Origin of the sequence: Thermosinus carboxydivorans Nor1, from assembly GCF_000169155.1 — a bacterium.
Lineage (GTDB): Bacteria > Bacillota > Negativicutes > Sporomusales > Thermosinaceae > Thermosinus > Thermosinus carboxydivorans.
In genome coordinates, this window is the sequence record NZ_AAWL01000003.1 from 164,012 (window position 1) to 188,789 (window position 24,778).

Annotated in this window: 24 protein-coding genes and 1 riboswitch; of the genes, 8 read left to right on the forward strand and 16 right to left on the reverse strand. The window is 47.9% G+C overall.

The genetic code is table 11. The annotated features are described in order from the left end of the window. Positions 1-132 precede the first annotated feature (132 nt). Positions 133-462: a winged helix-turn-helix transcriptional regulator gene (locus TCARDRAFT_RS03720; protein WP_007288664.1), complete on the forward strand. Its 330-nt coding sequence runs from the start codon at positions 133-135 to the stop codon at positions 460-462. Positions 463-769: 307 nt separating this feature from the next. Here the strand turns inward: TCARDRAFT_RS03720 and TCARDRAFT_RS03725 are convergent, their stop codons facing one another. Beyond that, positions 770-1,594 (reverse strand): HipA family kinase, encoded by an 825-nt coding sequence (locus tag TCARDRAFT_RS03725; RefSeq protein WP_007288665.1) that lies wholly within the window; start codon positions 1,592-1,594, stop codon positions 770-772. Between the two features lie 98 nt (positions 1,595-1,692). Next, complete coding sequence (locus TCARDRAFT_RS03730) at positions 1,693-2,292, reverse strand: hypothetical protein (protein WP_007288666.1); 600 nt, start codon at positions 2,290-2,292, stop codon at positions 1,693-1,695. A 948-nt stretch (positions 2,293-3,240) separates the two neighbouring features. Here TCARDRAFT_RS03730 and madB point away from each other — a divergent pair. Next, a complete protein-coding gene (gene madB / locus TCARDRAFT_RS03735; RefSeq protein ID WP_007288667.1) occupies positions 3,241-4,449 on the forward strand; it encodes a Na+-transporting malonate decarboxylase, carboxybiotin decarboxylase subunit in 1,209 nt (402 codons plus the stop codon). A gap of 68 nt (positions 4,450-4,517) precedes the next feature. On the opposite strand, the gene TCARDRAFT_RS03740 is transcribed toward madB, so the two are convergent. The 9 genes from TCARDRAFT_RS03740 to TCARDRAFT_RS03770 all read right to left on the reverse strand — a co-directional run bounded on the left by TCARDRAFT_RS03740 (position 4,518) and on the right by TCARDRAFT_RS03770 (position 11,001). After that, positions 4,518-5,189, reverse strand: coding sequence for a DUF1836 domain-containing protein (locus TCARDRAFT_RS03740; protein ID WP_007288668.1), 672 nt, complete (start codon positions 5,187-5,189; stop codon positions 4,518-4,520). A 248-nt stretch (positions 5,190-5,437) separates the two neighbouring features. After that, the gene (locus TCARDRAFT_RS03745) at positions 5,438-5,995 is read right to left on the reverse strand and encodes a flavodoxin family protein (RefSeq protein ID WP_007288669.1); all 558 of its coding nucleotides are present in this window, start codon (positions 5,993-5,995) and stop codon (positions 5,438-5,440) included. A 101-nt stretch (positions 5,996-6,096) separates the two neighbouring features. Then, positions 6,097-7,089 carry a dicarboxylate/amino acid:cation symporter gene (locus tag TCARDRAFT_RS03750; protein WP_198003885.1) on the reverse strand — a complete coding sequence of 331 codons (993 nt, stop codon included), beginning with the start codon at positions 7,087-7,089 and terminating at the stop codon, positions 6,097-6,099. Then, a complete protein-coding gene (locus tag TCARDRAFT_RS16350) occupies positions 7,049-7,234 on the reverse strand; it encodes a cation:dicarboxylate symporter family transporter (RefSeq protein ID WP_198003886.1) in 186 nt (61 codons plus the stop codon). Before TCARDRAFT_RS16350 ends, TCARDRAFT_RS03750 begins: the two co-directional genes overlap by 41 nt. A 29-nt stretch (positions 7,235-7,263) precedes the next feature. Next, a complete protein-coding gene (locus tag TCARDRAFT_RS16175; RefSeq protein WP_007288736.1) occupies positions 7,264-7,389 on the reverse strand; it encodes a hypothetical protein in 126 nt (41 codons plus the stop codon). A gap of 123 nt (positions 7,390-7,512) precedes the next feature. Beyond that, positions 7,513-7,884 (reverse strand): P-II family nitrogen regulator, encoded by a 372-nt coding sequence (locus tag TCARDRAFT_RS03755; RefSeq protein ID WP_007288671.1) that lies wholly within the window; start codon positions 7,882-7,884, stop codon positions 7,513-7,515. A 33-nt stretch (positions 7,885-7,917) separates the two neighbouring features. Continuing rightward, the gene (locus TCARDRAFT_RS03760) at positions 7,918-9,327 is read right to left on the reverse strand and encodes an ammonium transporter (protein ID WP_007288672.1); all 1,410 of its coding nucleotides are present in this window, start codon (positions 9,325-9,327) and stop codon (positions 7,918-7,920) included. Between the two features lie 300 nt (positions 9,328-9,627). Next, complete coding sequence (locus TCARDRAFT_RS03765) at positions 9,628-10,038, reverse strand: OsmC family protein (RefSeq protein ID WP_007288673.1); 411 nt, start codon at positions 10,036-10,038, stop codon at positions 9,628-9,630. Between the two features lie 69 nt (positions 10,039-10,107). After that, positions 10,108-11,001: a DMT family transporter gene (locus TCARDRAFT_RS03770; RefSeq protein ID WP_007288674.1), complete on the reverse strand. Its 894-nt coding sequence runs from the start codon at positions 10,999-11,001 to the stop codon at positions 10,108-10,110. 108 nt (positions 11,002-11,109) lie between these two features. On the opposite strand from TCARDRAFT_RS03770, the gene TCARDRAFT_RS15440 reads away from it, so the two are divergent. Both TCARDRAFT_RS15440 and thiC read left to right on the forward strand, forming a co-directional pair. Next, complete coding sequence (locus TCARDRAFT_RS15440) at positions 11,110-11,277, forward strand: hypothetical protein (RefSeq protein ID WP_156784633.1); 168 nt, start codon at positions 11,110-11,112, stop codon at positions 11,275-11,277. A 169-nt stretch (positions 11,278-11,446) separates the two neighbouring features. After that, positions 11,447-11,546: riboswitch (TPP riboswitch) on the forward strand. A 65-nt stretch (positions 11,547-11,611) separates the two neighbouring features. Next, positions 11,612-12,913, forward strand: coding sequence for a phosphomethylpyrimidine synthase ThiC (gene thiC / locus TCARDRAFT_RS03775; protein WP_007288675.1), 1,302 nt, complete (start codon positions 11,612-11,614; stop codon positions 12,911-12,913). Between the two features lie 252 nt (positions 12,914-13,165). Here thiC and TCARDRAFT_RS03780 read toward each other — a convergent pair whose 3' ends face one another. The 4 genes from TCARDRAFT_RS03780 to TCARDRAFT_RS03795 form a co-directional block, all read right to left on the reverse strand. After that, positions 13,166-13,969 (reverse strand): response regulator, encoded by an 804-nt coding sequence (locus TCARDRAFT_RS03780; RefSeq protein WP_007288676.1) that lies wholly within the window; start codon positions 13,967-13,969, stop codon positions 13,166-13,168. An 88-nt stretch (positions 13,970-14,057) separates the two neighbouring features. Further along, positions 14,058-15,143 carry a sensor histidine kinase gene (locus TCARDRAFT_RS03785; RefSeq protein WP_007288677.1) on the reverse strand — a complete coding sequence of 362 codons (1,086 nt, stop codon included), beginning with the start codon at positions 15,141-15,143 and terminating at the stop codon, positions 14,058-14,060. Then, complete coding sequence (locus tag TCARDRAFT_RS03790) at positions 15,140-15,826, reverse strand: response regulator transcription factor (RefSeq protein ID WP_007288678.1); 687 nt, start codon at positions 15,824-15,826, stop codon at positions 15,140-15,142. Before TCARDRAFT_RS03790 ends, TCARDRAFT_RS03785 begins: the two co-directional genes overlap by 4 nt. A gap of 344 nt (positions 15,827-16,170) precedes the next feature. Beyond that, positions 16,171-17,133, reverse strand: a complete 963-nt coding sequence (locus tag TCARDRAFT_RS03795) for a glycosyltransferase family 2 protein (protein WP_007288679.1) — start codon at positions 17,131-17,133, stop codon at positions 16,171-16,173. 151 nt (positions 17,134-17,284) lie between these two features. On the opposite strand from TCARDRAFT_RS03795, the gene TCARDRAFT_RS03800 reads away from it, so the two are divergent. The 3 genes from TCARDRAFT_RS03800 to TCARDRAFT_RS03810 all read left to right on the forward strand — a co-directional run bounded on the left by TCARDRAFT_RS03800 (position 17,285) and on the right by TCARDRAFT_RS03810 (position 21,901). Continuing rightward, entirely contained in the window at positions 17,285-17,809 is a 525-nt protein-coding gene (locus TCARDRAFT_RS03800) for a hypothetical protein (protein WP_007288680.1), read from the forward strand. Positions 17,810-17,914: 105 nt separating this feature from the next. Continuing rightward, complete coding sequence (locus TCARDRAFT_RS03805; protein WP_007288681.1) at positions 17,915-21,163, forward strand: O-linked N-acetylglucosamine transferase family protein; 3,249 nt, start codon at positions 17,915-17,917, stop codon at positions 21,161-21,163. A 123-nt stretch (positions 21,164-21,286) separates the two neighbouring features. Beyond that, entirely contained in the window at positions 21,287-21,901 is a 615-nt protein-coding gene (locus TCARDRAFT_RS03810; RefSeq protein WP_007288682.1) for a hypothetical protein, read from the forward strand. Between the two features lie 70 nt (positions 21,902-21,971). On the opposite strand, the gene TCARDRAFT_RS03815 is transcribed toward TCARDRAFT_RS03810, so the two are convergent. Continuing rightward, entirely contained in the window at positions 21,972-22,745 is a 774-nt protein-coding gene (locus tag TCARDRAFT_RS03815) for a hypothetical protein (protein WP_007288683.1), read from the reverse strand. Between the two features lie 395 nt (positions 22,746-23,140). Between TCARDRAFT_RS03815 and istB the strand changes: the two genes are divergently transcribed. Further along, positions 23,141-24,730, forward strand: a complete 1,590-nt coding sequence (gene istB, locus TCARDRAFT_RS15230; RefSeq protein ID WP_007288684.1) for an IS21-like element helper ATPase IstB — start codon at positions 23,141-23,143, stop codon at positions 24,728-24,730. Positions 24,731-24,778 lie beyond the last annotated feature (48 nt).

Below are 24,778 nucleotides of genomic sequence, written 5' to 3' on the forward strand. Positions count from 1 at the left end.
TTCCAAAAGGTTCATTAGACTTTATAATAAAAAACACTACGATTATTATTATGCATATACCGCTTTTATATCAAGTACGCACTTTTTCGTAAGTTAGTATCATTAAACATATTTAGAGAAAGGAAATGACCTATGGGAGACCAGGAATTCAAGAACGCCGTCAAGACTACTTTAAAAACGATTGGTGGGAAGTGGAAACCAGTCATCCTCTGTTTTCTTAAAGAAGGCGTAATGCGTTTCAGCGAACTTAAACGGGAAATACCCGAAATTACAGAAAAAATGCTGGCTCAACAGCTAAGAGAATTGGAGCAGGACGGTATTATTTCCCGTAAAGTGTACCCCCAAGTACCGCCCAAAGTGGAATACTCCCTTACTGAATACGGCCAGACCATTCAGGAAGTTTTGGATGTCATGTATAAATGGGGACGGCAGCATCAAAAACGGATAAGAGAAAAAGCATAAAAAGAAAAAGGCCCACCGGCCTGTGATGTAGCCCTGTGCGCTACTTGCGGCATGGTGCTAGCCAGTTCCTGAGAAACTGAGTTCACCTCCTGGGATACTGCCGCCAGGCTCTGAAAATGGCTGGTCAGCCTCACGGATAGGTAAATATAAAAAAGCCTGCAGACTTGCCACAGGCCTTGAGTCATTGCGATGATTTAGTCTTCGCGCCACATGTTTTTGACAAGTAAAGATTGGCCGACGCCCTTGCCGGGCGCACCATAAGGCTCTCGGTTTTGCGGTGGACAAGGACCGGGAGTTTTTTCACATACTATGGCGCAACAGACGCCCGGGCCGCGGCGGGTGGCCAACGGCGCCCGCCGCGCGAGCTGGGAATATGCTTACGCAGCCTCTGCCAGATTTCTTCAGCCATGTCGCGCCGCACTTTGATATACTCCGCCAGAGCCTGCCGTTCATTTTCGTCCGGAAGCCAATCATAGGGTATCTCCCGCACCAGTCCGCAAATTCGTTCATCAGTCAGATTTTTCACCCTGGCAAGGTAAGGGAGAAAATCCTGTGCTGTCAAGCATTCTCTAAGTAGCCATGCATAAATAAAACGAAAATATACCCGTTTTCGAGTGCTCAATCTTTCGAGCGACCTGAGCGTCCATTTGCCAGACCTGAACAGGTGAGAATTGTCAATGGCATATATTATATATCGATCCTCTTCATGGCGCAATAAGAGATTTTTTTTGTTATATGCACGGTCGGGATTATGAAACATATGGTCAAATAACAGTACACCAGCCATTTCCGACGTGTTGGACGCTTTATCTAGATTATGCTGTCCCAAATATTCCGCGCCGACCAAGTACTCTGAGGCAAAGTGCCGTCCTGGAAGCACGCCGTATTCAGCCGACTCCGCGCCATCCGCGAGCAGAGACTCGCCAATCTCGATAATACCGCCGCTGGGCGGAAAAGGCAAATTCATAAATTGGCCAATTTTGGCCGCCAACAGCTCGTTTACCAATACCTTCACGCCAAGCTTGTTGTTTTGCAGTTTCACCACATACACCTTACCGTCATCAGCACGAAAAAAACGGGGTGAGGTTATGCCAATCCCCACCTTGCCGATATATTCAACAGCAGTGAGCATACTTTCAGCCCCCGGTCAATACGCACTTTAATTAAAAAGATCCGGTAGGGAAAGATACCGGATCTAAAAGTCCTTGATCTCGCGGACTAACAACAGCATCAACTAGCAGCTCCGGATACCGAGGTCAGCGCTTCCAGGTTTACGATAACCGACCTTACGTTGTCGCCTGAAATTGCCTCAGAAGCGCCAGGTACAAATATATCTTGTACTCGCAAAATCGCCAATTCATCTTCTACGTCGGTAAGAATGCCATCAAACAGAAAACCACCGAGAGTTGTTATGACCACTTCGTCCCCAATTCTCCGCCTTAACTGATGAATCAACTCGTGACTTTCTTGCCTTTCAGCTTCTGTACGAACCTCAGCCGCAGCATCAGGGGCAGGAGGAGCAGCATTGGCGTTATTCGAATTTTCTTCAAGCGGGTCTTCGGCGATACCAGTCCCTTTGGCAACTACTTGCCATAGATCCACGTTGGCAAATTCTACTTCAATACGCTCGCCTCCCGGAGTAAGGATTTCCACGGCGTTTGTGTCGGCTTCAATTGCCGGTGTCAGAATGGCAATCCGGCAGTCGTCAATTGCCTGCAAATTACCAAAGTAGACAAACCCGTCAAAGCCAAATAGCAAAACGTCTGTATTCAGCTCACGAGACAGCTCTTTGATAAGGCACTCGTTGCGTATTTGTGTAAATATACCCATAATCTATCCCTCCTAAAGATGTATCTACTATACTTATATGAACATATCGCCGAATATGTCACCGGAATTGAAATCTTAATTTCGGCTTTTAAGGCATTGTAGGATTTTTTAAGAAGGCACACCTCCTCGATAAAGTTAACATAATCGTCGAAGATGGGCATGCTGATGGCGATATAGGGAAAACCATAGAGCTCTTTGGGAACTGGGGTTATGATGCGTTCCTTTTTTCCATGGCCTAGTACGGGCCTGAGCTGGCTTGATAGAATCGCCCACTGCCGCCTGGCTGCTGTCCGTACGCCGTTTCACGCAGCGGAGCCTAAGAAAGGTATCTCTGCGGCGTAATATGCGACTTTCCAGAGGAGTGGGCTTGAATGATAATTATATAATGATAATTATATATTGAATAATAATTGAGAATTTGGTATCATAAATACTAAAGTAAGTTTCTATTTTTCTTTGCGCCTAAAATTAAATATACTTATGCGGCAACTGTGTATGCGGGGCAGATTGGATGGGAGAAACATTTCCATGCAAGAAGCCGAGATACAAGCCGTGGAGTTTACGGTCTATTACTGGAAAGGTAATAGGCGCTTAGTAGTCTACACCTGGTTTGTTTTGATATTCAAAACAAACCAGGTGTTCTTTGTTTTCAACCCTATGAACTACTTCACGTAGTATTGAAAACTACCAAGATCATCCCCAATAGTTTAGAGAAGAGGTGATATTTCTTCAAATTTTATCGATGTACATAATGCACTGTATACTGTATGCAATAATGTCACTTATTTCCTTGTTTAATACAAGTGAAGGGAGGGAAAACAATGGACATTTATAGCTATGCTGTTTTTGCTTATGGGATTACAGCCGCTATTTCCTTAGCCACAGTTGGCCTAATATTAATAATTAATAACCTTGTAAACCGCATTTAAACCGAGGAGGATGAAGACCATGATCGGGATATTGCACGATTTGTTTCCGGGTATTTTTTCGTTATTCGTACAGGATGCATCTGTAGCGTATGTTCGCTTGTTCTTAATCGTTTTCGGATTTGTTCTTGCCTACCTGGGGTTTAAAAGGACGCTCGAACCATTGATCATGGTGCCAATGGGTATTGGCATGATAGCGATTAATGCAGGGGTCCTGTTTATGAAAGGCGGCGGTATAGGCAATATATTCCTTGACCCCCTTGTGGAGCGGCCTGACCAGCTTGTGAGCATAATGCAAGTAAACTTTTTGCAGCCTATTTATAATTTTACTTTTAGCAACGGTCTGATTGCTTGCATTATCTTTTTTGGGATCGGCTCAATGAGCGATATCGGCTTTGTTTTGGCCCGGCCATGGGCCAGCATTGTTGTCGCCATATTTGCTGAATTGGGATCATTCATTACTTTGGTTATTGGCTATAAGCTTGGTTTGCCAATCGGGGAAGCAGCGGCGGTCGGCATTATCGGCGGCGCGGATGGCCCCATGGTTCTTTTTACTTCGCTTATGTTAGCCCCTAAGTTGTTTGTGCCGATTTCCATCATCGCCTATCTTTACCTAAGCCTGACCTATGCTGGCTATCCCTATCTGATTAAGTTATTTATACCCCGCAAATATCGTGGGATACCGGTGGAAATTAAACATGTTGATGTCCCGAAAAAACAAAAATTTATTTTTACAGTAGTCATGTGTGGGGTGCTGTGTATTTTGCTGCCAGTAGCAGCGCCGCTCATTATGTCCTTCTTCCTGGGAGTGGCAATCAGGGAAGCCGAAATCGAGCAGTATAAAGCTTTATTGGATAACACTCTGCTTTATGCGTCCACCTTATTCTTGGGGCTTCTTCTCGGCATCCTGTGCGATGCGCGGACGATAATGGATCCTAAAGTCGGGCTGTTAATTTTACTCGGCATACTTTCCTTGGCGTTTTCCGCCATCGGCGGCATTTTGGGCGGCTGGATAGTTTATTGGTTTACCAGAGGCAATTTTAATCCGACAATAGGCATTGCCGGTGTATCTTGCGTACCTACGACTGCCAAGCTGGCGCAATACGCCTCGCGGGAAGCCAATCCCGGCGTCATGATTTTGCCCATTGCCTTGGGCGCCAATATTTGTGGCGTTATCGTAACGGCAATAGCAACCGGCGTTTTTATTTCTACAGTAAACCTGGTTAAATAAGCTAGGCCCAATTATACTCAGGAGATACACAAAACCACCAGTAAACCCTGGTGGTTTTGTGTTGACGTTTAAACGGTTTTTTCGAGTGATTTACCGTCTGCGGCATCAAGGGCGAGGGGGCAATCAATTCCTTTTACGTCCTCAATTGCGGATACAGGCGGGAAGTAACTTTCCAGTATAAGTTCCGCCATCTTTTTCGACAGGTTGGCTTGCGCAATAAGGACAAGGACGCTTAAGAACAGCTTGGCAACATTAACATTTGCTTCGCCTTCCAAGTGTTTCGTTTTATTGTCGATAAAGGATAAATATTTACCAAAGTTTTCGCTGAACTCATTCAAAGCGGTTTCGGTGAGATCTAGGTAAGTGGAATAGATGCTTTCTAACGGAATTAAATCATCATCCGGCGTATCAATGTCCCGCAAAATCGGTTCAAATAAGCGCTTAATGTCGCTGATGGACAGTATACCTTTCAAATTATATATTAATATCAGAAGCAGAATGTGCTGTTTGGAATATCTTTTGTTTTTGGGCGGGATTAGGATACGGTCTTTTGTATAGTTATTTATCATTGTTTTTGTAAAAATCTGGCTGTCTGTTTTTCTGCCATCGGGATTTAAGCGTTGATTAAGGAAGTTTAATAGTTGATCCATATATAATTCGATGTCAGGGATTGTTTCAATCGGGATATTATTTATTTCGCGGACGCGCTCGATTAGTTCGGTTAAGTTCATTTTTTTCATGGCAATGCTGCACCTCGTTTGTTTTCTGGTTGTGGATCCAGTCTGATACTTATCTGTTTCTTCTGTGGCGCTTAATATTTTCGCCGCCGCTTACAACATTACCTGTTATAATACCCTAATAATCTCAATAACGCATGACGTGTTTAGATTGTTTTTTTCAGTTGATACGTAATGTGAAAGAGTAATAGGGCTTCACCACGGTAGTGGTGAAGCCCTATTACTATGAAGGCGGCGTTATTGGCCTTGAATTATTTTAGGTTACGACCGATGTTCTCGGCCATGGCCAAAAGTTCTGGCTGGCTGTTAATGGCATCGGCCGGGCCCAAACTTCCGCCGACAATATTTTTCACGAGCTCCAGCTTGAAAAAGCTACCAAGCCAATGGTTTAGGTAGTCTGATAAAGATTGAAAAGCTTCTGCGGGGGCGCCGCTGGCCGTAACGGTAATGTATTTTTTGCCTGGCAGATACCGTATTTGATAGTTAGCATCCATGAAGGTGTACCAGCGGTCAAAAAAGTTCTTCATTTGGCCGGTCATTTGGCCCATGTACACCGGCGTGCCAAGAACAAGACAATCTGCCTCTACAATTTTCGGATATAATTTCTGCATGTCGTCGTTAATGGCGCAGTATTCGATCTTGCCGGTCTTGCACGTACCACATGCGACACAATCGTGAATGTTCAGGTCAGTTATATTAATAACCTCTGTTTGGTGCCCGGCTGCTGCGGCTCCTTTGCAGACGGCGTTTACCAGCGCGGCTGTGTTGCCATTTTTCCTTGGACTTCCGATGATACCTAAAACGTTCATTGCCAACTTCCTCCCGTTACCAGCTGGTTATGTTATATAATTAATTAGCATAATAAAGAGCACTCGTCAAGAGTGCCCTTTGAGGTTTATCATCCGTTTAATTAACATTCAAAGTTTTTCGCCGCTTCAATATCTTTTTGGGATACGGTTGCGCTAACCAGTTTGGTGATGACCAAGTCGCCGGATACGTTCAACGTAGTTCTGCACATATCCAGGAAGCGGTCAACACCCAGTATCAAGCCCATGCCTTCCGCAGGAATACCTACCGAAACGCATAGTATTGCGATCAGCGGCAGAGACCCGCCTGGAACACCCGCTGTGCCTATGCCGGCCAATACGGACATTAACACAACAACAAACTGGCTTTCAAGGGGGAGGTTGATGCCATAAACTTGCGCCAAGAATAAAACAACGACGCCTTCAAACAATGCTGTCCCGTTCTGGTTGGCGGATGCGCCGCACGTTAGTACGAAACGGGCAATCTGCGGGGGCATTTTTAAAGTCTTTTCAGCAGCTTCAAGTGCGATCGGCAGAGTCGCGTTGGAAGAAGCGGTTGAGAACGCATAAACGTAAACTTCTTTACAGCCTTTGAAGAACTCCCAGGGGTTGGTTTTTGCAAAGATTTTTAGGAAAGCGCTATAAACAACAAACTGTTGAATCAGCAGACCGAGCACGACGACGCCGGCGAAGTAAGCCACGTTCTGCAAAAAGCCTGCGCCGAGTCTGTAGGTGGTATTGAAAACGATGGCGAAGATGCCGTAGGGTGCGAGCAGCATAGCCCACTCAATAACCTTCAATGAGGCAGTGAATACGGTGTCAAGTCCTTTGATAAGCGGATTATTTTCATCCTTAACGGTCACGCTAAGCGCGTAGCCGAAAATTAGCGAGAAAAACATGAGCGCGATAATTTCGCCGCCGAAGGCTCTGGCCGCGGAGTCAACCGGGTTTTGCGGAATTAGTTCAATGAAATACTGGTACCAGGGTTTATTTTTTGCGGCTTCGACGTTTTTGCTAATAGACAGTACGCCTTGGTTTTTGGCGAGCTCAGCCTTATCAAAGGTCACCCCGACACCCGGCTGGAGTATACTGGTCAACGAAACAGCGATAATTACTTGCCAAAAAGCTTAAAACCAGAGTGAACGCTATGGATCTGCCCGCTACTTTGCCTAGGTTGCGACCTTTACCCAGTTCATAAACACCCAGCATCAGCGCTGATACCAGCAGGGGCACAACGACCATGAAAATCAATCTAAGGAATACTGCACCGGTCAAAGTGCAAAATCAGTAAAGGTTTTCATGAACGGGTAGGTTTTTTGCGGTAAGAAATAATAGCCAATTAAGCCAACAACAATGCCTAAGATAAAGCCCAATAAAAGCTTTTGATACTGTTTCATTAGCAGACCTCCTCCTTGGATTTTTGTAACAGTTAGCTATAAAAACCCACCCTTTTAATAACAAAATTGTAAGCTTGAATTTAAGATTAAATATACAATTAGCCTTATTTTATTAAATATTCCTTATTTTGGTACGTCCTTTGGATCCATGATTGCGATGTCGCCTTCTTCGCCGGTGCGAATTCGCACGGCGTTTTCTATAGGATAGACAAAGATCTTGCCATCACCGATATTGCCTGTTCTACACACCTGTTTAGCGGTTTCCAGCACCTTTTCTACCGGTACCTCGCATACGACAATTTCTACTTTAATTTTGGGTAAAAGATTAATATTATATTCTTTTCCCCTATATATTTCGGTATATCCCTTTTGTAGTCCGCAGCCAAACACCTGGCTCACCGTCATGCCGGTGACCCCGATGGCGTTTAGCGCCTCCTTGAGTTCATCCAGTTTGCCCGGACGGGTAATAATTTCAATTTTAGTCATCTTTCTCATTGTTTTCCTCCGGCACAATATGAATTTTTTTATTTACGAATTTAAACTAATGGACGTATTTGCTGCCACCGCTTTTCCCGCTGGTAAGTCATAACTGATGGGCGAACCTGTAATCAGGTCTTGATAAGCATAGCCGCGTTCGCCGTGTTCAGTGAGATCGAGGCCCATAACCTCTTGATTTTCACTGGCCCGCAGCTGCATAAACATACCCATGACTTTGAGAATAATGAACGTCATGACAATGGCAAACGCCCAACTTGCCGCAACACCAATGAGCTGTGTGGTTAATTGCTCAGGGTTGCCAAAGAACAGGCCGTCGGCACCGGCGGGGTTTACTGCTTTGGAGGCAAAAAGGCCGGTTGCAATAGCTCCCCAAGTGCCGCCAATGCCGTGCACGCCAAAGGCATCAAGCGCGTCGTCGTAACCAAGTTTGGTTTTTACCACACTTACAGCCAAGAAGCAGAAAATACCGGCAACCAGGCCAATAATTACGGACGGTAGTGTTCCGACAAAACCGGCGGCCGGAGTGATGGCAACCAGGCCGGCAATACAGCCGCTGGCGGCGCCTAATATGGTAGGCTTACCATGAAACAGCCATTCCGTGAAGACCCATGCAACGGTGGCAGCGGCGGCTGCGGTATTTGTTACTGTGAAAGCGCTGGCGGCAAGGCCGTTGGCCGAAAGGGCGCTGCCGGCATTGAACCCGAACCAGCCAAACCAAAGAAGAGAGGCACCGATTACGGTCATGGGGAGGTGGTGGGGCAGTATAGCCTCTGAACCATAACCTTTGCGCTTGCCAAGCATTAAAGCAATAACCAAGCCGGAAACACCGGAAAGAATATGGACGACGGTTCCGCCGGCAAAATCAAGGACGCCTAACTCACGCATCCAGCCGCCTACACCCCATACCCAATGGGCAACCGGGTCATACACAACGGTGGCCCAAATTAGGGTGAAGACAACGAATGCCGGAAATTTCATTCGCTCGGCAAATGCGCCGGTAATAAGGGCAGGGGTAATAACGGCGAACATTGCTTGAAAGATCATGAACGCGAAATGGGGGATGGTTGCGGCATAATCGGCGTTTGGCTCCTGGCCGACACCTTTGAGGCCAATCCAGTCCAAACTACCGATAATGTGGTTGACGTCTGGGCCGAAAGCTAGCGAATAACCCCATAGCACCCATTGGACAGAGATCAGACTGACAATGAAGAAACTTTGCATAATGGTGTTTAATACATTTTTGGTTCGGACCATGCCGCCGTAAAATAAGGCAAGCCCCGGGGTCATGAGCATGACAAGGGCGGCGCTAATTAGGACAAAGGTAGTATCACCGGTGTCAATTTTGGCTGGTTCAGGAGTGGCGCCATCGGCAAACGCCGCCGGCATAAAAATGGATAGCATTAGGAGACACAAACTTAATATGGTCCATAACTTTTTCATCCTTATCCCTTCCTTCTGCTAAGTTAATTAGGTATTCCATGGATGGTAGAAATCATTTTATTGCCGTATTCCTCCTTTCGCCGTGAAAAACAGGAAGGCGTCCTAAGGCCAAAGCCTTAGGACGCCATTGTCCTATTAAGCATAAAAGCCTTCGCGTTGTGCGAAGGCTTCATTGCCAAGAAATATTATTTGCCAATAAATATACTATGCCGATCGGGATGTGTCAATAACAAATTCGCATCTGAAAATTAAAACTTCGACGAAACTGCGCCAATAGTAAACGAGTTTGCAAGGCAGTTGTTAGCCAAGGTACTTGAATGTCACCGTTTTCTTCATGTCAGGGTGGAGGCTGTTGTATACCGGGCATTCCTTAGCCGCAAGCTCGATGATCTTTCGTTCTTTGGCGCTGTAATTATTATGGGGCAGAATAATTTCGGTAATTAATTCTACTATCCGGCGGGGATCGGTTCCCATTACTTTCGTTGTATGCACCTCTGCGCCATCGATGTTAAAGCCGTGAGTTTGCGCGGCAATGCCAATGATGGTTAACACGCAGGCCCCATAAGCCGTAGCCAGAAGGTCAGTAGGCGAAAATGCTTCCCCCTTGCCATGATAATCGGTGGGGGCGTCGGTAATTAGTTTGCTTCCGGACTGGAGATGTACCGACTCGGTGCGTAGCCCGCCTAGATATTTCGTTTGTACGGTTGCCATAGTAATAACCCCTTTCGCTTAGTTGCGTTTTTAAAGGTATAGTTCGCTCTTTGGTTATTTTTTCCTCCACTAATCAGAGCTCTGGGTCGTGAGATAAACCCCGGCGATAATTAACATAGCGCCGGCAATTTGTTGCCAGGAAACCGCTTCATTTACCAACAAGACGGCCAAGATCGTCCCCGCTACCGGCACGATATTCATAAATATCGCTGCCCGATGGGGACCGAGAACCGATACTCCATGATTCCACCAGAAAAAGGCTAAACAGCCACTTCCCAGTACCATGTATGCCATACTAACCCAGCCGAAGAAACTCAGGGCAATAGTGCCGTTAAATCCCTCCATGCGCGCAATTATGAACAGGATGAGCGAGCCCACTACACTCGCCCAGGCGGTTGCCGCCAGTGCTGACATGGTGCGCATTACTTTGCGGCCGATGACGGAGTAAACGGCCCAGCTCACCTGCGCTAGCGCCAGCATAATGTCGCCGATGTTAAAGCTAAGCCCGGTCAACACGGCCAGGCTGCCTTTGGCGACTACGATAATAACCCCGAAAAAAGATATGGCTACCCCTGCCAACTGGCGCAAGGTTAAGCGTTCGTTTAGCAGGAGCGCTGCCAGACAGGCCGTAGTCACCGGGCCTACCGCGTTTAGCAGGCTCATGTTGGTAGCCGTCGATAATTTGACGCCGCTATAAATTAAAAAATTAAACAGGGCTATCCCGGTTAGCCCCATGGCAATGATGCCAGGCAGCTGTTCCCGGCGGGGCAGGCATTTTTTACCTTCAATATAAAACGCCAGAACAATTAAAATGACGCTGACCGCGGCGAAGCGTAAAAATGCGGTCGTAACCGGCGGCAACTCGCCAACTGTATACTTGGCCGCTACCGCGTTACCTCCCCAAAGTACTGCCGTCATCGTCAACAAAGTATAGACGCCTTGTTCAGTGTTAAAAAAACGCACCAATACACTCGGCACCTCCGCTGTGCTAAAACCTCGATAAATTTATTTTAGCTTTAATCTTAATTCTTGCGCAATGCGTAGGGATGAGATTTTTTATGGCGCTCTGGCATGGTAGCTAATCAAGACTCATTCCGGGCAAACCTGCGCGACCTGGTCCAAGAGGAAGGGTTGCCGCTGACGGAGACGATCCAGGTAGTCACCGCCAACGTAGCCAAGGCTCTTAAGCAGTGGCCTAACAAAGGCAGCATCCAAGTGGGTCTGACGCGGACTTTGTAGTTCTTGCCTCTGATCTGAACATCAACCAGGTTTGGGCGCGGGGCCGGTTAATGGCGAGCGAGGGGATCCCGGTCGTCTTGGTACCTTCAAAAAAGTCTGGGGATAAAGAATTAAACAGGGATACTTTACATTACTCCTAATCTGGAATACAATGTAAATAGATGAATAGACAGAGAGCTGGGGGGGCCTGTTGGCTGAGAAGACGGCATGTCTGACCCTTGGAACCTGATGTGGTTAGCACCACCGTAGGGAAGCTTTCATCGAACAATACGAAGCAAGCTTTTCTGCGCTTGCTTTTTCTTTTTACACTAATATAAGGAAGGTTGGGATTAACGTGACGTACACTACCCAAATGGATGCGGCGCGAAAAGGGATAATAACTGAGCAGATGAAAATCGTCGCCGCTAAAGAAAAAATGGATCCAAACCGGCTGCGAGAACTGGTAGCCAGCGGGCAAGTGGTAATTCCCGCGAACAAAAATCACCGCAACTTAGATCCTGAAGGCATTGGCGCGGGGCTTCGGACCAAAATCAATGTAAATTTGGGCGTTTCTAAGGATTGCTGCAATATTGAACTGGAACTGGAAAAAGCAAGAAAGGCAATTGAATTAAAGGCTGAAGCCATCATGGACTTAAGTTGCTACGGCAAGACCCGGGAATTTCGGCGAAAGTTGGTTGAGATGTCACCTGCGATGATTGGCACCGTTCCGATGTATGATGCGGTGGGGATGTTAGAAAAGGACCTCAAGGACATAACGGTGGACGAATTTTTTAAGGTCGTAGAGACCCATGCGGAAGACGGCGTCGATTTTATGACCATTCACTGCGGGATCAACCGGGCCACGGCGGAAAGGGTTAAACGGAATAAACGGTTGACCAATATTGTTTCTCGGGGCGGCTCGCTGCTTTTTGCCTGGATGGAACTGAACAATCAAGAGAATCCCTTCTATGAATATTATGACCGGCTGCTCGATATTTGTGTTAAGTACGATATTACGCTAAGTTTGGGTGACGCGTGCCGCCCCGGTTCTATTCACGACGCTACCGACGCTGCGCAGGTCGAAGAACTGATTGTCCTGGGCGAGTTAACCAAACGAGCTTGGGAGAAAAACGTTCAGGTAATGATTGAAGGACCTGGCCACATGGCGATCAATGAAATACCAGGAAACATGATGCTGCAGAAACGGCTGTGCCATGGCGCTCCGTTTTATGTCCTAGGCCCGATCGTTACCGATATCGCTCCGGGCTATGACCACATTACGAGCGCCATCGGCGGGGCGATCGCCGCGGCCCACGGCGCTGATTTTCTCTGCTATGTAACGCCGGCTGAGCACCTGCGCTTACCTGATCTTGATGACATGAAAGAAGGCATAATCGCGGCGAAGATTGCTGCTCACGCCGCTGATATTGCGAAGGGCATTCCGGGAGCCCGTGATTGGGACAATGCGATGAGTGAGGCCCGGGCGAACGTGGATTTCCCGCGCATGATCGAATTGGCCCTTGATCCGGAAAAGGCCCGTCGCTACCGGGAATCGTCCAGACCGGAACACGAGGATACCTGTACCATGTGCGGCAAAATGTGCCCGATGAAGAATATGAAAAAAATTCTTAATGGCGAGGATTTGTGCATAAAATAAAAGCAGAGGTCGGGGGCTTTTTCTCCCGGCCTCTGTTATTATATCAGGAAAGAATATTTTTTTAACCGCGAAGATAATCATGCCAATAGTTGGCACCACAAGCGATGAAAAGTAAGTTTTTGAACTAATCTCGCGCGACAACTGTCGCGCGCGTAGCCCTTTGCGGTTTTGCTAAAAAGCGCGTCTGCTTTCAAAAGAACCTGCCTGGATGGTATGAATGGTTGCTAACTTGTCTATGGTTAATGGGGCTGGTCAATCCGGAAGGCTGGTGTTTGACGCGCTACTGCGTTTTTTCTCCAGTACGTTCAGCAAATCGTGGACCGTTTCCCCGTCGTCGGGATAGGTAGCACTAACCGTTAAAATGCCTTCATCTTTTAGCATGGGCAGCTGACTTTTCAGTTTATCTAGTACGACGGTTATGCCTTCTACACCGGTAAAGGGCAAGATAAGCAATAAATTACGTTGCTCGGTTAAAAAGACCGAGTCTATCTCCCGGATCAATGACTTAATCGTGTCTTTAGCGGCAAAAAGTTGTGGTGAATTGTCAATGGACCGCAATTTAGGCGGCAAGTATAACCCGAGGAGGGTAATCTTTGTTTTTGCTCTGCGCGCCCGGTTAATCTCCAGGCGAACTACATCTTCGATTGCTAAGGGAGGCTGGTTTTGTTCCAGCGGGGAAATTCCTAATGCGTGCTGTACGCGCTCAAGCAGTTCTTCTCGGGCAAAAGGCTTTTTTATGTAATTTACAGCACCGGCGGCAATGGCCCGGCGGACTGTATCCCGGTCGGAAAGACCGGTCAAAATGATAACCGGTATGTAAGCAAAATGTTGATCGTGCTGCAGCTGCTGGAGCGCAGTTAACCCGTCCATTCCCGGCAAAGTTATATCGAGAATTAAGAGATCGACATCATAGTAACGCCATATGTGTTTAAGTAAATCTTCCGCATTGTTTAGTTCCAAAACGGTAAATCCGTGCTTTTCAAGAATTAACTTGACTTCCATGCGGATGATATTAGAGTCTTCAATAACCAAAATCTTTTGCATCCGTCGCGTCATGGCTGCCAACTCCTTCCCGAATTTTTCGCCTGTGGTTGCAATATTTTTACAAATGTTATGAATACTTTTGCATTGTTAGTTTGCAGCATTAACAGGCGGACAACTTCTTAAACCGCACCATAAAGGTAGTGCCTTCGCCTGGGACGCTATGGACGCTCACTGTGCCGCCGTGCGCTTCTACCAGGCTTTTTACGATTGCGAGGCCAATGCCGGAGCCGCCGCTTTGCCGGTCACGTGCTTCATCGATCCGATAAAATTGATCAAAAATGTGCGGAAGATGTTCCGGCGGTATGCCCGGGCCATCATCGGCTACCGCTACTTCTGCCCACTCGTCTTCTTCCGTTACGGTCACCGTTACGCGGGTTCGCGCGTAGCGCAGCGCATTGGACAATAAGTTCTGGATAATCTGCGTCGTCCGGCCTGGGTCAGCTTCGACGATAGCGTCTGAACCTGAATAAGAGAGCAATATTCCTTTTTCTTCGGCAATAGGGTTAAGCAGTGCAATGCTTCTGCCTGCCAATTGCAGGAGGGATACTTTGGTTTTTTCCAGCGGCAGATGTCCGGCATTGGCCAGCGAGAGATCCCGCAAATCCTTAATCAGCCGGCTAAGGTGGACCGCTTCCTCATATAGCGAAATAAGTTGTGCTTTATTCGGTTCGATGATGCCGTCAATCATTCCCTCCAGGTTGCCTTGGATTATGGTAATCGGGGTTCTCAGTTCATGGGCGATGTCGGCGAGCAGACGTTTGCGCAGTTTTTCGTTGGTGGCCAGCCGGTCGCTCATGCTATTGAAAGCCTCGGCCAGACTTGCCAATTCGCCGCCGGTGGTGATCTCTACCTTCTGGCCGTACTTTCCTTCTTGGATTTCCGCCACAGCGAAGCAGAGCCGCCTGAGCGGTTCCGAAATTCCCCTGGCAAGGACGTAACTGGCAGCCAATCCGACAATGAGCATACCGGCGCCTACCCAGGCTAGTCCCCTGTGAACCGACGACAGATAAGCCAGCTCGTGCACGCCGTACATGCCCATCATGTGTTCGTGGTCGGCGGCGCCCACGGCAGTGACATAGGCTTGGAAATGCGTTGTCATCTGCCAGTCAGTCAGCCATATCATTACTCCTACAGTTACGGCAAGGAGGAGGAACACAAGACCGGTTATTCTCTTAGTAACACTCATTTTTCTGCCTCCGCCGGCAGGAACTTATAGCCAATCCCGTAGACTGTTTGGATATACTGGGCATCGCCGAGTTTTCGCCGCAAATTTTTCACGTGCGCATCCACCGTTCTTTCGTACCCTTCAAACGAGTAGCCTTGTATATGCTCAATAATCTGAAGGCGGGAAAAAACCCTCTCGGGATTGCTGGCGAGCAGGGCAAGGAGCTTGAATTCTGTGGGCGTTAGCTCTAACGGAATATCGTCGATTTTTACCACATGTCTGGTTCTATCAATCGCGAGCCTGCCGGCAGTTATGACGTCGCTAGTGTCTTCTGTTCCTTTGCCGGACCGTCGCAGAATAGCCTTCACTCTGGCTACCACTTCTCTGGGGCTGAACGGTTTTACCACATAATCGTCGGCGCCTAGTTCAAGGCCAATCAACTTATCGGTTTCTTCGTCCCTTGCCGTAAGCATGATTATCGGTATATTGCCTTCTTTTCGTAGCTTCCTGCATATTTCAAAACCGTCCAGCTGCGGAAGCATTACATCCAGTACCGCGATATCCGGTGTTTTATCTTGGATGAGTCGCAAGCCTTCGGCCCCATCATGTGCTTCATACACGACAAAACCTTCTTTTTCAAAATAGGTTTTAAGAAGGGCAACGATTTTCTTATCGTCATCGACGATTGCTATCCGTTTGGCCATTTTTATACACCTCTATGGAACATTATATAAGTTATCCTCTAAATGGTTCAAGGCATTTTCCGGTCGCCGGAGCGGGAACAGGCAAGTAAGTACCAGAGACCATTGCCGAAGAAACGCTAAAAATTCAGATAAGTCAGTCGACGACCATAAACAATAATGCTTATGAGTATCAAGGTGCCAGAATACAAAGGGGGAACTGGATCCTTAATGGGGGAGCAAGCGAAGGAGTTTTTCAATTATCATGTACGCGAACGGGGGACTGTTGTGGCGATAAAGGCGGTTTCTATAAAAAAAACAGAAGTCCTTGGGCGTGCTGGTTGCACGACCAGGGACTTCTTAGCTTGCTAAAGATACTGTAAAGCATTTTCGCAGCCATTGGCCTTTGTTGCTTTGCAGACAACCGCCAGATATTGACGTAGAACATAGGTAAAAGCCGGCTCTGGATAGTAACCGCGGGTCAGGTTAGCGTGTTTTAGTTTTGTAAACCACAGCAATACCGCTTCGAAAAAAGCGTCGCTCTTAGGGAATTTACCCAGGCTGATGGCTTGATGCAGTGAATATTCTTGTTCTGTTGGCGTGATGCCTAGGGCGTTAATTTGCTCTAGCTGTATTTTGGCCGTTGCCGCTAATTGCTGCTGCTTGAATTTACTGGTAATCCGGTGCTTAAGCAGTACTTGCGGTAGGTTGGTAATATCATATTTTTTAGCGATTGTTACCCATAACGCGTAATCTTCGGCATGGGGGTAAAGGTCTAAATAGCGCATTCCTTCTGATATGAGAATATTTCTCCGCATAAGCACAGAAGGATGGGCGATGATATTGCGAAATAACAATGAACACTTGGCTAACCCCGGGTCAATGGGATAACCCCAAACGGTCTTAGCACATTCGCCAAATGTTTCTACCCAGCTCCCGCATACAGCGATGTTCGGATGGCAATCCATAAATTCTACTTGCCGGGCTAATCGCTCCGGTTTGCTAATGCCATCACCGTGCATTACCGCAATATACGTTCCTTGGGCGGCATCAATCCCTTTGTTGAGAGAAGCGACTAGCCCCATATTCTTTTCATGGCGAATGAGTACAATGCGGGCGTCATTGTAAGCTTCAATTATCTTTAAACTATTATCACTGGAACCGTCGTCAATAATTATAAATTCAAAATCAGTAAAGGTTTGACCAAGGATGCTGTCGATTGCCCTGTGCAAATAATCCTGGCAGTTATAAACAGGCAGAATGACAGAAACCTTGGGCGAGCGAACTACACTGGAAAGAAGCTGGTCTGCAGGCGAGCCATACCCGTCCATGTTCTTAAAACCTCCTTTTTAGGTATTGTATTCACTGGTTTTTTAACTGGTGAGCAATACGTGTAAGACATTTATTGCACCTGAAACTCACAATTTAGATTTCTTTGACATATAGTGTAATAGCCTGGGTGTTGAAAGGGGGGCAAATAAGATGAGGCCAAAGAACATAGAGTACCAAAACGGAATGTTCATATTGTCTAATTCCGACGATGTGACCAAGTTGGTGCGGAACCTGCGCAACAAGCCGCTTGATGAATACGCCCACGAATCAGTTGAGGTAACGAATGTTAAAAGTCAAAGCGAGATATTGGAGAAAATCACCGCCCATCTCCAGACTATTGAGGAAAAGCTGCAGCTGATGGAGGGTTCTTTTGCGGCTGTTCTGCGCCAGACATTAGAGGACCAGGAAAACGAACGAATAAGCGCGATGGAGAAAATCACCGTTCATCTCCAGACTATTGAGGAAAGGATGCAGCTGATGGAGAGTTCTTTTGTGGCTATTTTGCGCCAGGCACTGGAGGACCAAGAAAGCGAGCGAAAAAAAGTTGAGGTCGAATGGCAGCAAGAACTGGCTGAGCGGGACCGCCGGTTGCTGGCAGAAATAGGGGCCATGCTGGGGAAAACAGTTGAAGGGCAGCAGTCCGCCTGGTGGCAAAAACTGTTTGCAACGAAATAGATTAGCGGAAAAGAGCGGAATTGCCGCTTTTTTTGTTCCCGGCCAAGGACAGCGCCCGCTGGCGTGGTTAGCCAAATTAGCCGATAAGGTTGTTTTAGTGAGGAGATGAGAAACTTGCGGGTTGTCCATGTTAACCGTTTTGATTTCCAGGGTGGGGCGGCCCGGATTGTCTGGACGCTCATAGATGGCATGACGGCCTTAGGCTATGATGGTCATATTTTTGCCCACCACTGTACTACTAACGACCCACGGGTCATACCAATGCCATTTACAGAGACTAAATGGCAACGAAAGCTGCTTAGGCAGCAATCCCAGGAGGGCATGTTTGATTTATACTCGGCTGCTCTAATCAATGTGCTTAATCACCCTTTGTTTGATCAGGCGGACATTGTTCATCTGCACTGTATCAACGGTGGCTATTTTTCCTTTTTGCTGCTGCCGTTTCTGACAGCCAAACCCACAGTATGGACATTGTATGATCCGCTTGCCTTTACAGCCGGGTGTTTGAATTCCGGTTCCTGCGACAGATGGCGGCAGAACTGGTGTGCACAATGTCCACAGGACGAAAATAGCAAGAACCCGCGGCAGCGGGAGTTAGTGCAGCTAATTAAAGCGTCGGTATATAAAATAGCTAAATTCACAGTGGTCTGTCCGTCAGCGTGGCTGGAAAAGCAGGCCAAAGACAGCATTTTGCAGGGACATGACATCAGATTGATTTACAACGGCATCGATACCGACCATTTTTGTCCGGGAGATCGGGCCAAGCTGAGGAAAAAGCTGGGGCTGCCTGCGGACAAAAAAATCATTATGTTTGCCGCCCATGGCGGTTGTAACGATAGTGTGAAGGGCGACGTTTTTTTATGCCAGGCTTTACAAAAACTACATAACCGCTATCCGGATCTGCTTTTGCTTAATATTGGCACGATAGATAATTCTGCGCTCACCGGACTGCCAACACCGCGTATAGACCTTCCCTTCATCAATGAACCGCGGCTCTTAGCCGAATACTATGGGGCGGCTGACCTTTTGGTCTCACCGTCCCTAGTGGAAAACTTAAGCCTTACTATTTGTGAGGCCATGGCCTGCGGTACGCCGGTTGTGGCCTTTGCCGTCGGCGACACGCCGGAAATTGTGGTACACGGGGAAACAGGGTATCTGGCAGAACCGGGCGATAGTGACGACCTTGTCCGCGGCATGGCTTTTTTCCTGGACGATGCCGCTGCCAGACAGCGCGCTGGCGAGGCGGCGAGGCTAAGAATTCTGGATAAATTCAGCGCTAAGCGCATGGTAAACGACTATATTGATCTTTATGAAGAAATATTATGGACTGCCGGTGGTCCAAACTTGATAGCTGTGGGCCTCGAACGTTTGCCCCGGTTGATAGCAAAAAGCCAAAGTCAAGGCTGGGACCAAGTCTGGCAGGAGTTTCGGAAGCTTCATAATACCTTTGCGCCAGAGGATGCGCCACAACGGGCCCTCTTTATTGACCAGTTCTTTAGCAGCTGTCTTCAGTTCATAAATGCGGCGGCCCAGAGCTCAGTATTCTGGGAGATCATTGAACGATGGCATAAATATCGCTTGCTGTCCTGCTGTGATGGGTTGCCGCCGGCGGAACAACAGGTGCTTTTGTCTTTTTGCCAGATCTTGCGGGAGAAAATGCGCCAGTATTTAACCCATACACCGCTTACCGAATTAGCCAAACTAGACGAACAGCGGCAGCAGCTGCTCCTTATCATCTGGCGGCAAGTATTCTTCGATGCTTTTTCCCCCCTCAACCTGCAGGCCAATGTTTCGGCCGCGCCTGGTCGTAGCGAAGATTTTGTTGCTGCCAGAGGTACGGCTGATTGGTATGCACGGCTGATGGTGGCCAGTATGGATTATCCCTTTGCCGTCCCACCTGTTCCCATTACTGCGGCCGAGCTGTGGAACCATTCGGTAGTGCCTTTTTGCGTCAAAGCTATCATTACTTATTGGCTGCTTAACGTGCCGTTCTTTAATATTGAAGAACAACACCGGCGAAAGTTTTTACAATACGCAACCGACTTGTGCCGCTTGTCTATGTCACGCCGGTTTTTCCTCCCTTTTGTCGGTGCGGTCATGGACGGCTTCTGGCGTATTTCCTATGTCGGCGGCAACAATGTTGCGCCCCTTTCGGCGTTTGGCGATTTTATCGCCAGCCACATGCGGCGGTTTTTCCCGCAATATGCAGCGTTGGACCGCAGCCGGAAGAAACGCCGCAAAGGCGATAAAATTCGTATTGGCTATATATCAAGAATGTTTCGCCATCAGGCCGTTAGTTACTACATGGTGAACAGGATTATACACCATGATAAAAGCAAGTTTGAAGTATATGTATTTGCGCTAGATAGCTGCCATGATGAGATAAGCGAGTTATTCGTCAAGCATAGCGATTATTTTAAAAGGTTTCCCAATATATATGATATTGAAAGCATCGCCCAAAGTATTGTTGACAGCCAACTAGATATTTTGATCTATACCGACATTGGTATGGACCCCGTTACCTACATGCTGGCCGGTTTACAGCTGGCTCCTGTTCAGTGCGCAATGGTAGGCCATGGGACGACGACCGGCATGCCGACAATTCAATATTATATCAGCGGCGATTTTGAACCGGCCGATGCCGATAGTCACTACCGGGAAACACTGATAAGACTGCCCAATTTGGGAGCGGCCCAGTATCCGCCGCCGTTCACGCCGGAGCCCCTTCCTACCCGTAAGGACTGGAAGATCCCCGAGGAGGTTGTCGTTTTTGTTTCCTGTGCCAACGGCATCAAGCATGGCCCTCAGCGTGACGCCCTCCTGCTTGATATCCTGAAAAAGGCGCCTAATGCCTGTATCGTACTTAAACCCTATCATGTTTCCAATGTAGATAATCCGTTGACTAGCCGTATTATGGCGAAAGCGCGGGAGGCAGGCGTAGACAACCGCTTGTTTATTATTCCGCCGCTTAAGCACGTAGTGGCCCTATTAGCCATTGCCGATGTACAACTTGATACTTATCCTTACGGCGGCTGGACAACCAACATGGAAGCACTGTATATGGGTCTGCCGATTGTCACCCAGGAAGGCGAGATGGCTCGCAGCCGTTGGGGGGCCCATATGCTGCGGGCTTTGGGTATCCAGGAAGGCATTGCCGCCAATGAGCTTGAATATGTTGACTGGGCGGTGCGGTTTGCCCAAGATGGAGAACTGCGCCGGCGGGTCAGGGACCAGATACGCAAGCGGGCCACAAGCGTCCTGTTTAATGGCGCCGCGGCCCAGCCGGCCTTTGAGGCAGCCTTAACCCGAATTGTTAATGAGTACCGGGACCCAAAAGAACAGGGAGGTTTTTAAGCAGCAAGCCGGAAATGGCTACACCATTTCCGGCTTGCTGCATATACTACATTACCTTTTACCACAGGGATAATCCATTGACAGATGCTGAAACAGGCGGAAGCAGAGGAGGTTAAATCAGCTATGAGCGCTGAGGGTAAAACTTTTCGCAAACTGGCATCCGGGGATGAACATCATAGCCGGGAACTACCTTCCCCGGAATCGGCGGCTAAAGAACTGGAGGCTCAGTTGCTGCGGGATGAGTATTTGGCTTGGCAGGATGGGGAGCAAAAAATTTATATATTGCCGCCAGAGGCTGGCGAGCAGCTACTGCGTGGCTTTCCTGACGCTGAACCGGGCGAATTCACTCTGACCCGGGTGTGGCGGCGGACGGACACGGAGGCCGAAAATGATCAGAACGTCCTGTTGCAGGAAATAGCAGCCCGGCTGCAGGCCATGCCCGATGCTGCCTCGCCTGTGCCGTCAGCCGCCGTAGACAAAGATATGGCGCAGTTTCAAGGTGATGCTGATGTAGTTTGGCAATACGGGGAGGAAGTTTACGTGCTGCCCAATACTGCTGCTGTCGACGTCTTCCTACACAAATTGTCAGGCAGCAGCGCGGAAAACTTTAGCCAGAACCGGCTGTGGCAAAAACCGGTCATGACTACCGACCAGAAGAAACAGGAGGCTCTCCTGGAGGAAATAGCAGAGCGCCTCCGGGTTATCGAAGCCCAGCTCGCGCGGTTGGCGAAATTTTAATGACAGGCGACTTAAAACAAGAGAGTGCAGACCGCAGTCTGCAGTCTGCACTCTCTTGGCGCTAACCTTTCTATGGACAGGTGACGCTGTTACAAGGCCCAAAGTTATGGTTGAAGGTGGTAATCTCAGTTTTGACCGTGAACTGTGTAAAGTTCGGAATTTCAGGATAGGGCTGGACGGCCATGACCCACAGGTTTTCGTGGCGCCATAGTTTGTCAATGATTTTGCCTCTGAGCTCGATCTTATCACCGGTGGCGTTGACATTGGCTTGTAGTACGACTTTAATGCAGGAACCGTCGGTCTTGCTGATAATTTCTTTCATTGCATCTGCATCGGGAACTTTGGTACAGGTAGCGAAGCTGAAGGTGTTGCTGGCATCGCAGGTAAACCTGACACAGGTTGGCAGGGCTACTGCCCCTTGACCGGACGGACAGATAATCATTAGCCCGACTTCGACATTAACAGACTTACAGTCGCTAGCCAGTTCTTCCTCGGCGCAGGTAAGCACAACTTGGCAAACTTGGTTTGGGGTAAGTGTCGGAAAGTTAACACCTGGCGGCAAATTTATCCGGCATCTGCCGACAGGTGGATAGGGAAGGTCGACGTTAACCACATGGGTACAAAGATGGGTGACTTCCTGGACGCAAATATCATGGCAGCTGCAATTGGTCTCAGGATGGTTCGGCACATTGCCTGGCACTGTCCTTCCTGTCGCAATATTGCAAGTTGCGTTTTGACTCTTGGCGCAGCACTCGTTGCAAGGTCCTAGGAGGGGGTCACAAAGTAAACCATCGGGTCTGAGACTGGCAAAGGCGGGTACTTCTAATTTGTATTCTTCTGTCATAATACGACCTCCTAATTAATTTATCACTCAGGTTTAGGTAAGCAAAGGAATTTAGTTACCGGTTATCCCCCCTCCCTCGAGGTTATATCGTAAATTTTATGTTGTTGGTACATAAGGTAGTTATTTTCTTAGTACATAATATGCTTATTATCGCGAAAGGTGCGAACCTATCGAAAAAAAGCAGAATTTTTGCGGCCATGTTGTTTGGAACATAAGGTGGTTATTTTCTTAATACAGACTATGCTGTTTGTTGTGGAGGTGTGTCAGCGCGTGAAAATGTAAAAAGTTTGCCGCAGGGCACGTTATGCTGTAAAAAAGCGAGCGCGGCTGGTGCACTCGCTTAAATTCCTACTTCAAACATAAGCTTAAATAGGGCGAAAAAGGGGGGAAGTTATATGGCTACCCGGCAGCAGATAGATAAAGCGATAAAAAATGGCGTACTATGGCTTATGGCGCAGCAAAACGCCGATGGTAGTTATGGCAAATGGGGGGTCGGTTCAACTTGTTTAGCCGTAATGGCGCTGCTTTATAACAATGTAGCAAATCAAGACGCGGCGGTTAAACAGGCGATCGCTTACATCTTAAATTCTGCCCCGGTGGACAATGGCTATTTCCGTTCGTTAACTGTTATGGCGCTGGTCGCCAACGGGGAAAAAACGCCGGATATTGTAAGCAGGGTACAATCCGACACTGAGTGGCTGATTCAGGCGCAGGGCCATAATCCGGACGAAATATTGTCCTATGGCGGCTGGGGTTTTACCAGTGTTTCAGAAGCGGCCGACGGTTCCAGTACGCAATATGCTCTATTGGCATTATATGCCGCCGCCGCGTGGGGGCTAGCGGCGCCGCGGGAAACGTGGAGCAGGGCGGTCAGGTGGTATCAGCGAAACCATGATATTAATAATGACGGAAGTTACACGTATGGTTTGGGTGATTATTCCTGGTTCAATAGAGGCGGTATTCGGCATAGTATGACGGCCGCGGCGCTAGCAGGCCTTAAAGCGATTAACGCGCTTGCTGCCGATCCGGATGACCAGGCGCAGGTTAAAAGTCTGGTTGGCCATGCTTTGGACTGGTTAAATACCAACTACATTATCGAGTTATCGCCAGGTATTCGTGATAGTTGGTACTATTATTATTTATACAGTATGGCCAGTGGTTGCGTTATCGAGCCGCACATTATTTTTATTGGGACGAATGACTGGTACACCGATATGGCCGATACATTGGTAGCTCTCCAAAAACCTGATGGCCGTTGGACAAGTGAATTGGATAAAAAATCCACTGAAGTTGTTCATACCAGTTTTGCGCTGCTTGCGCTTGCGAAGGCCAATTTGCACTTAGTAGCATCAGGCGCTAATGGCCGGAATAAAAGTAGCTTAGCAAAAGAACGACCCCCAAAACGCCAAATTCGTAAAGCTGGATTTCCTGCAATCAAAACATTAGATACCTTTGATTTTAAACACTCGCCTCGGATTAACCGCTCTCTGGTTGAACAGCTTGGTGAGGGTGATTTCATCTCCCGTAAAGAGAATATTGTTTTGATCGGTAATCCGGGAACAGGGAAAACCCATCTGGCCATATCTATAGGTTTGCTGGCTTGTAACCGGGGTTACAGGGTGAAATTTTATACTGCTTCGGAGTTGATACATAAGCTTTTAGTAGCGCAAGAACAGCGCCGCTATGTAAAATTGGCGCAACTACTCGGCCAGATCGATTTATTAATTATTGATGAGCTGTCATACCTCACGTTGTCCCGGCCTAGCGCCGAACTATTATTTCAAGTTATCGCATCAAGGTATGAGCGGGCAAGTCTTATTATCACCAGCAATCTTGAGTTGAGCCAGTGGGCAACAATCTTCGGTGACCCAATGTTGACTGCTGCGGTAGTTGATCGCGTGATCCATAAGTCGCACGTCATTGATACCCATGGACCGTCCTATCGCTTGAAACACCGGCTCCAGTCGGATAGCCTGGCAGAGTGAATTTTCTCCACCGGCATCACCACGATTAGTTACGAGGCGATGTGCGAA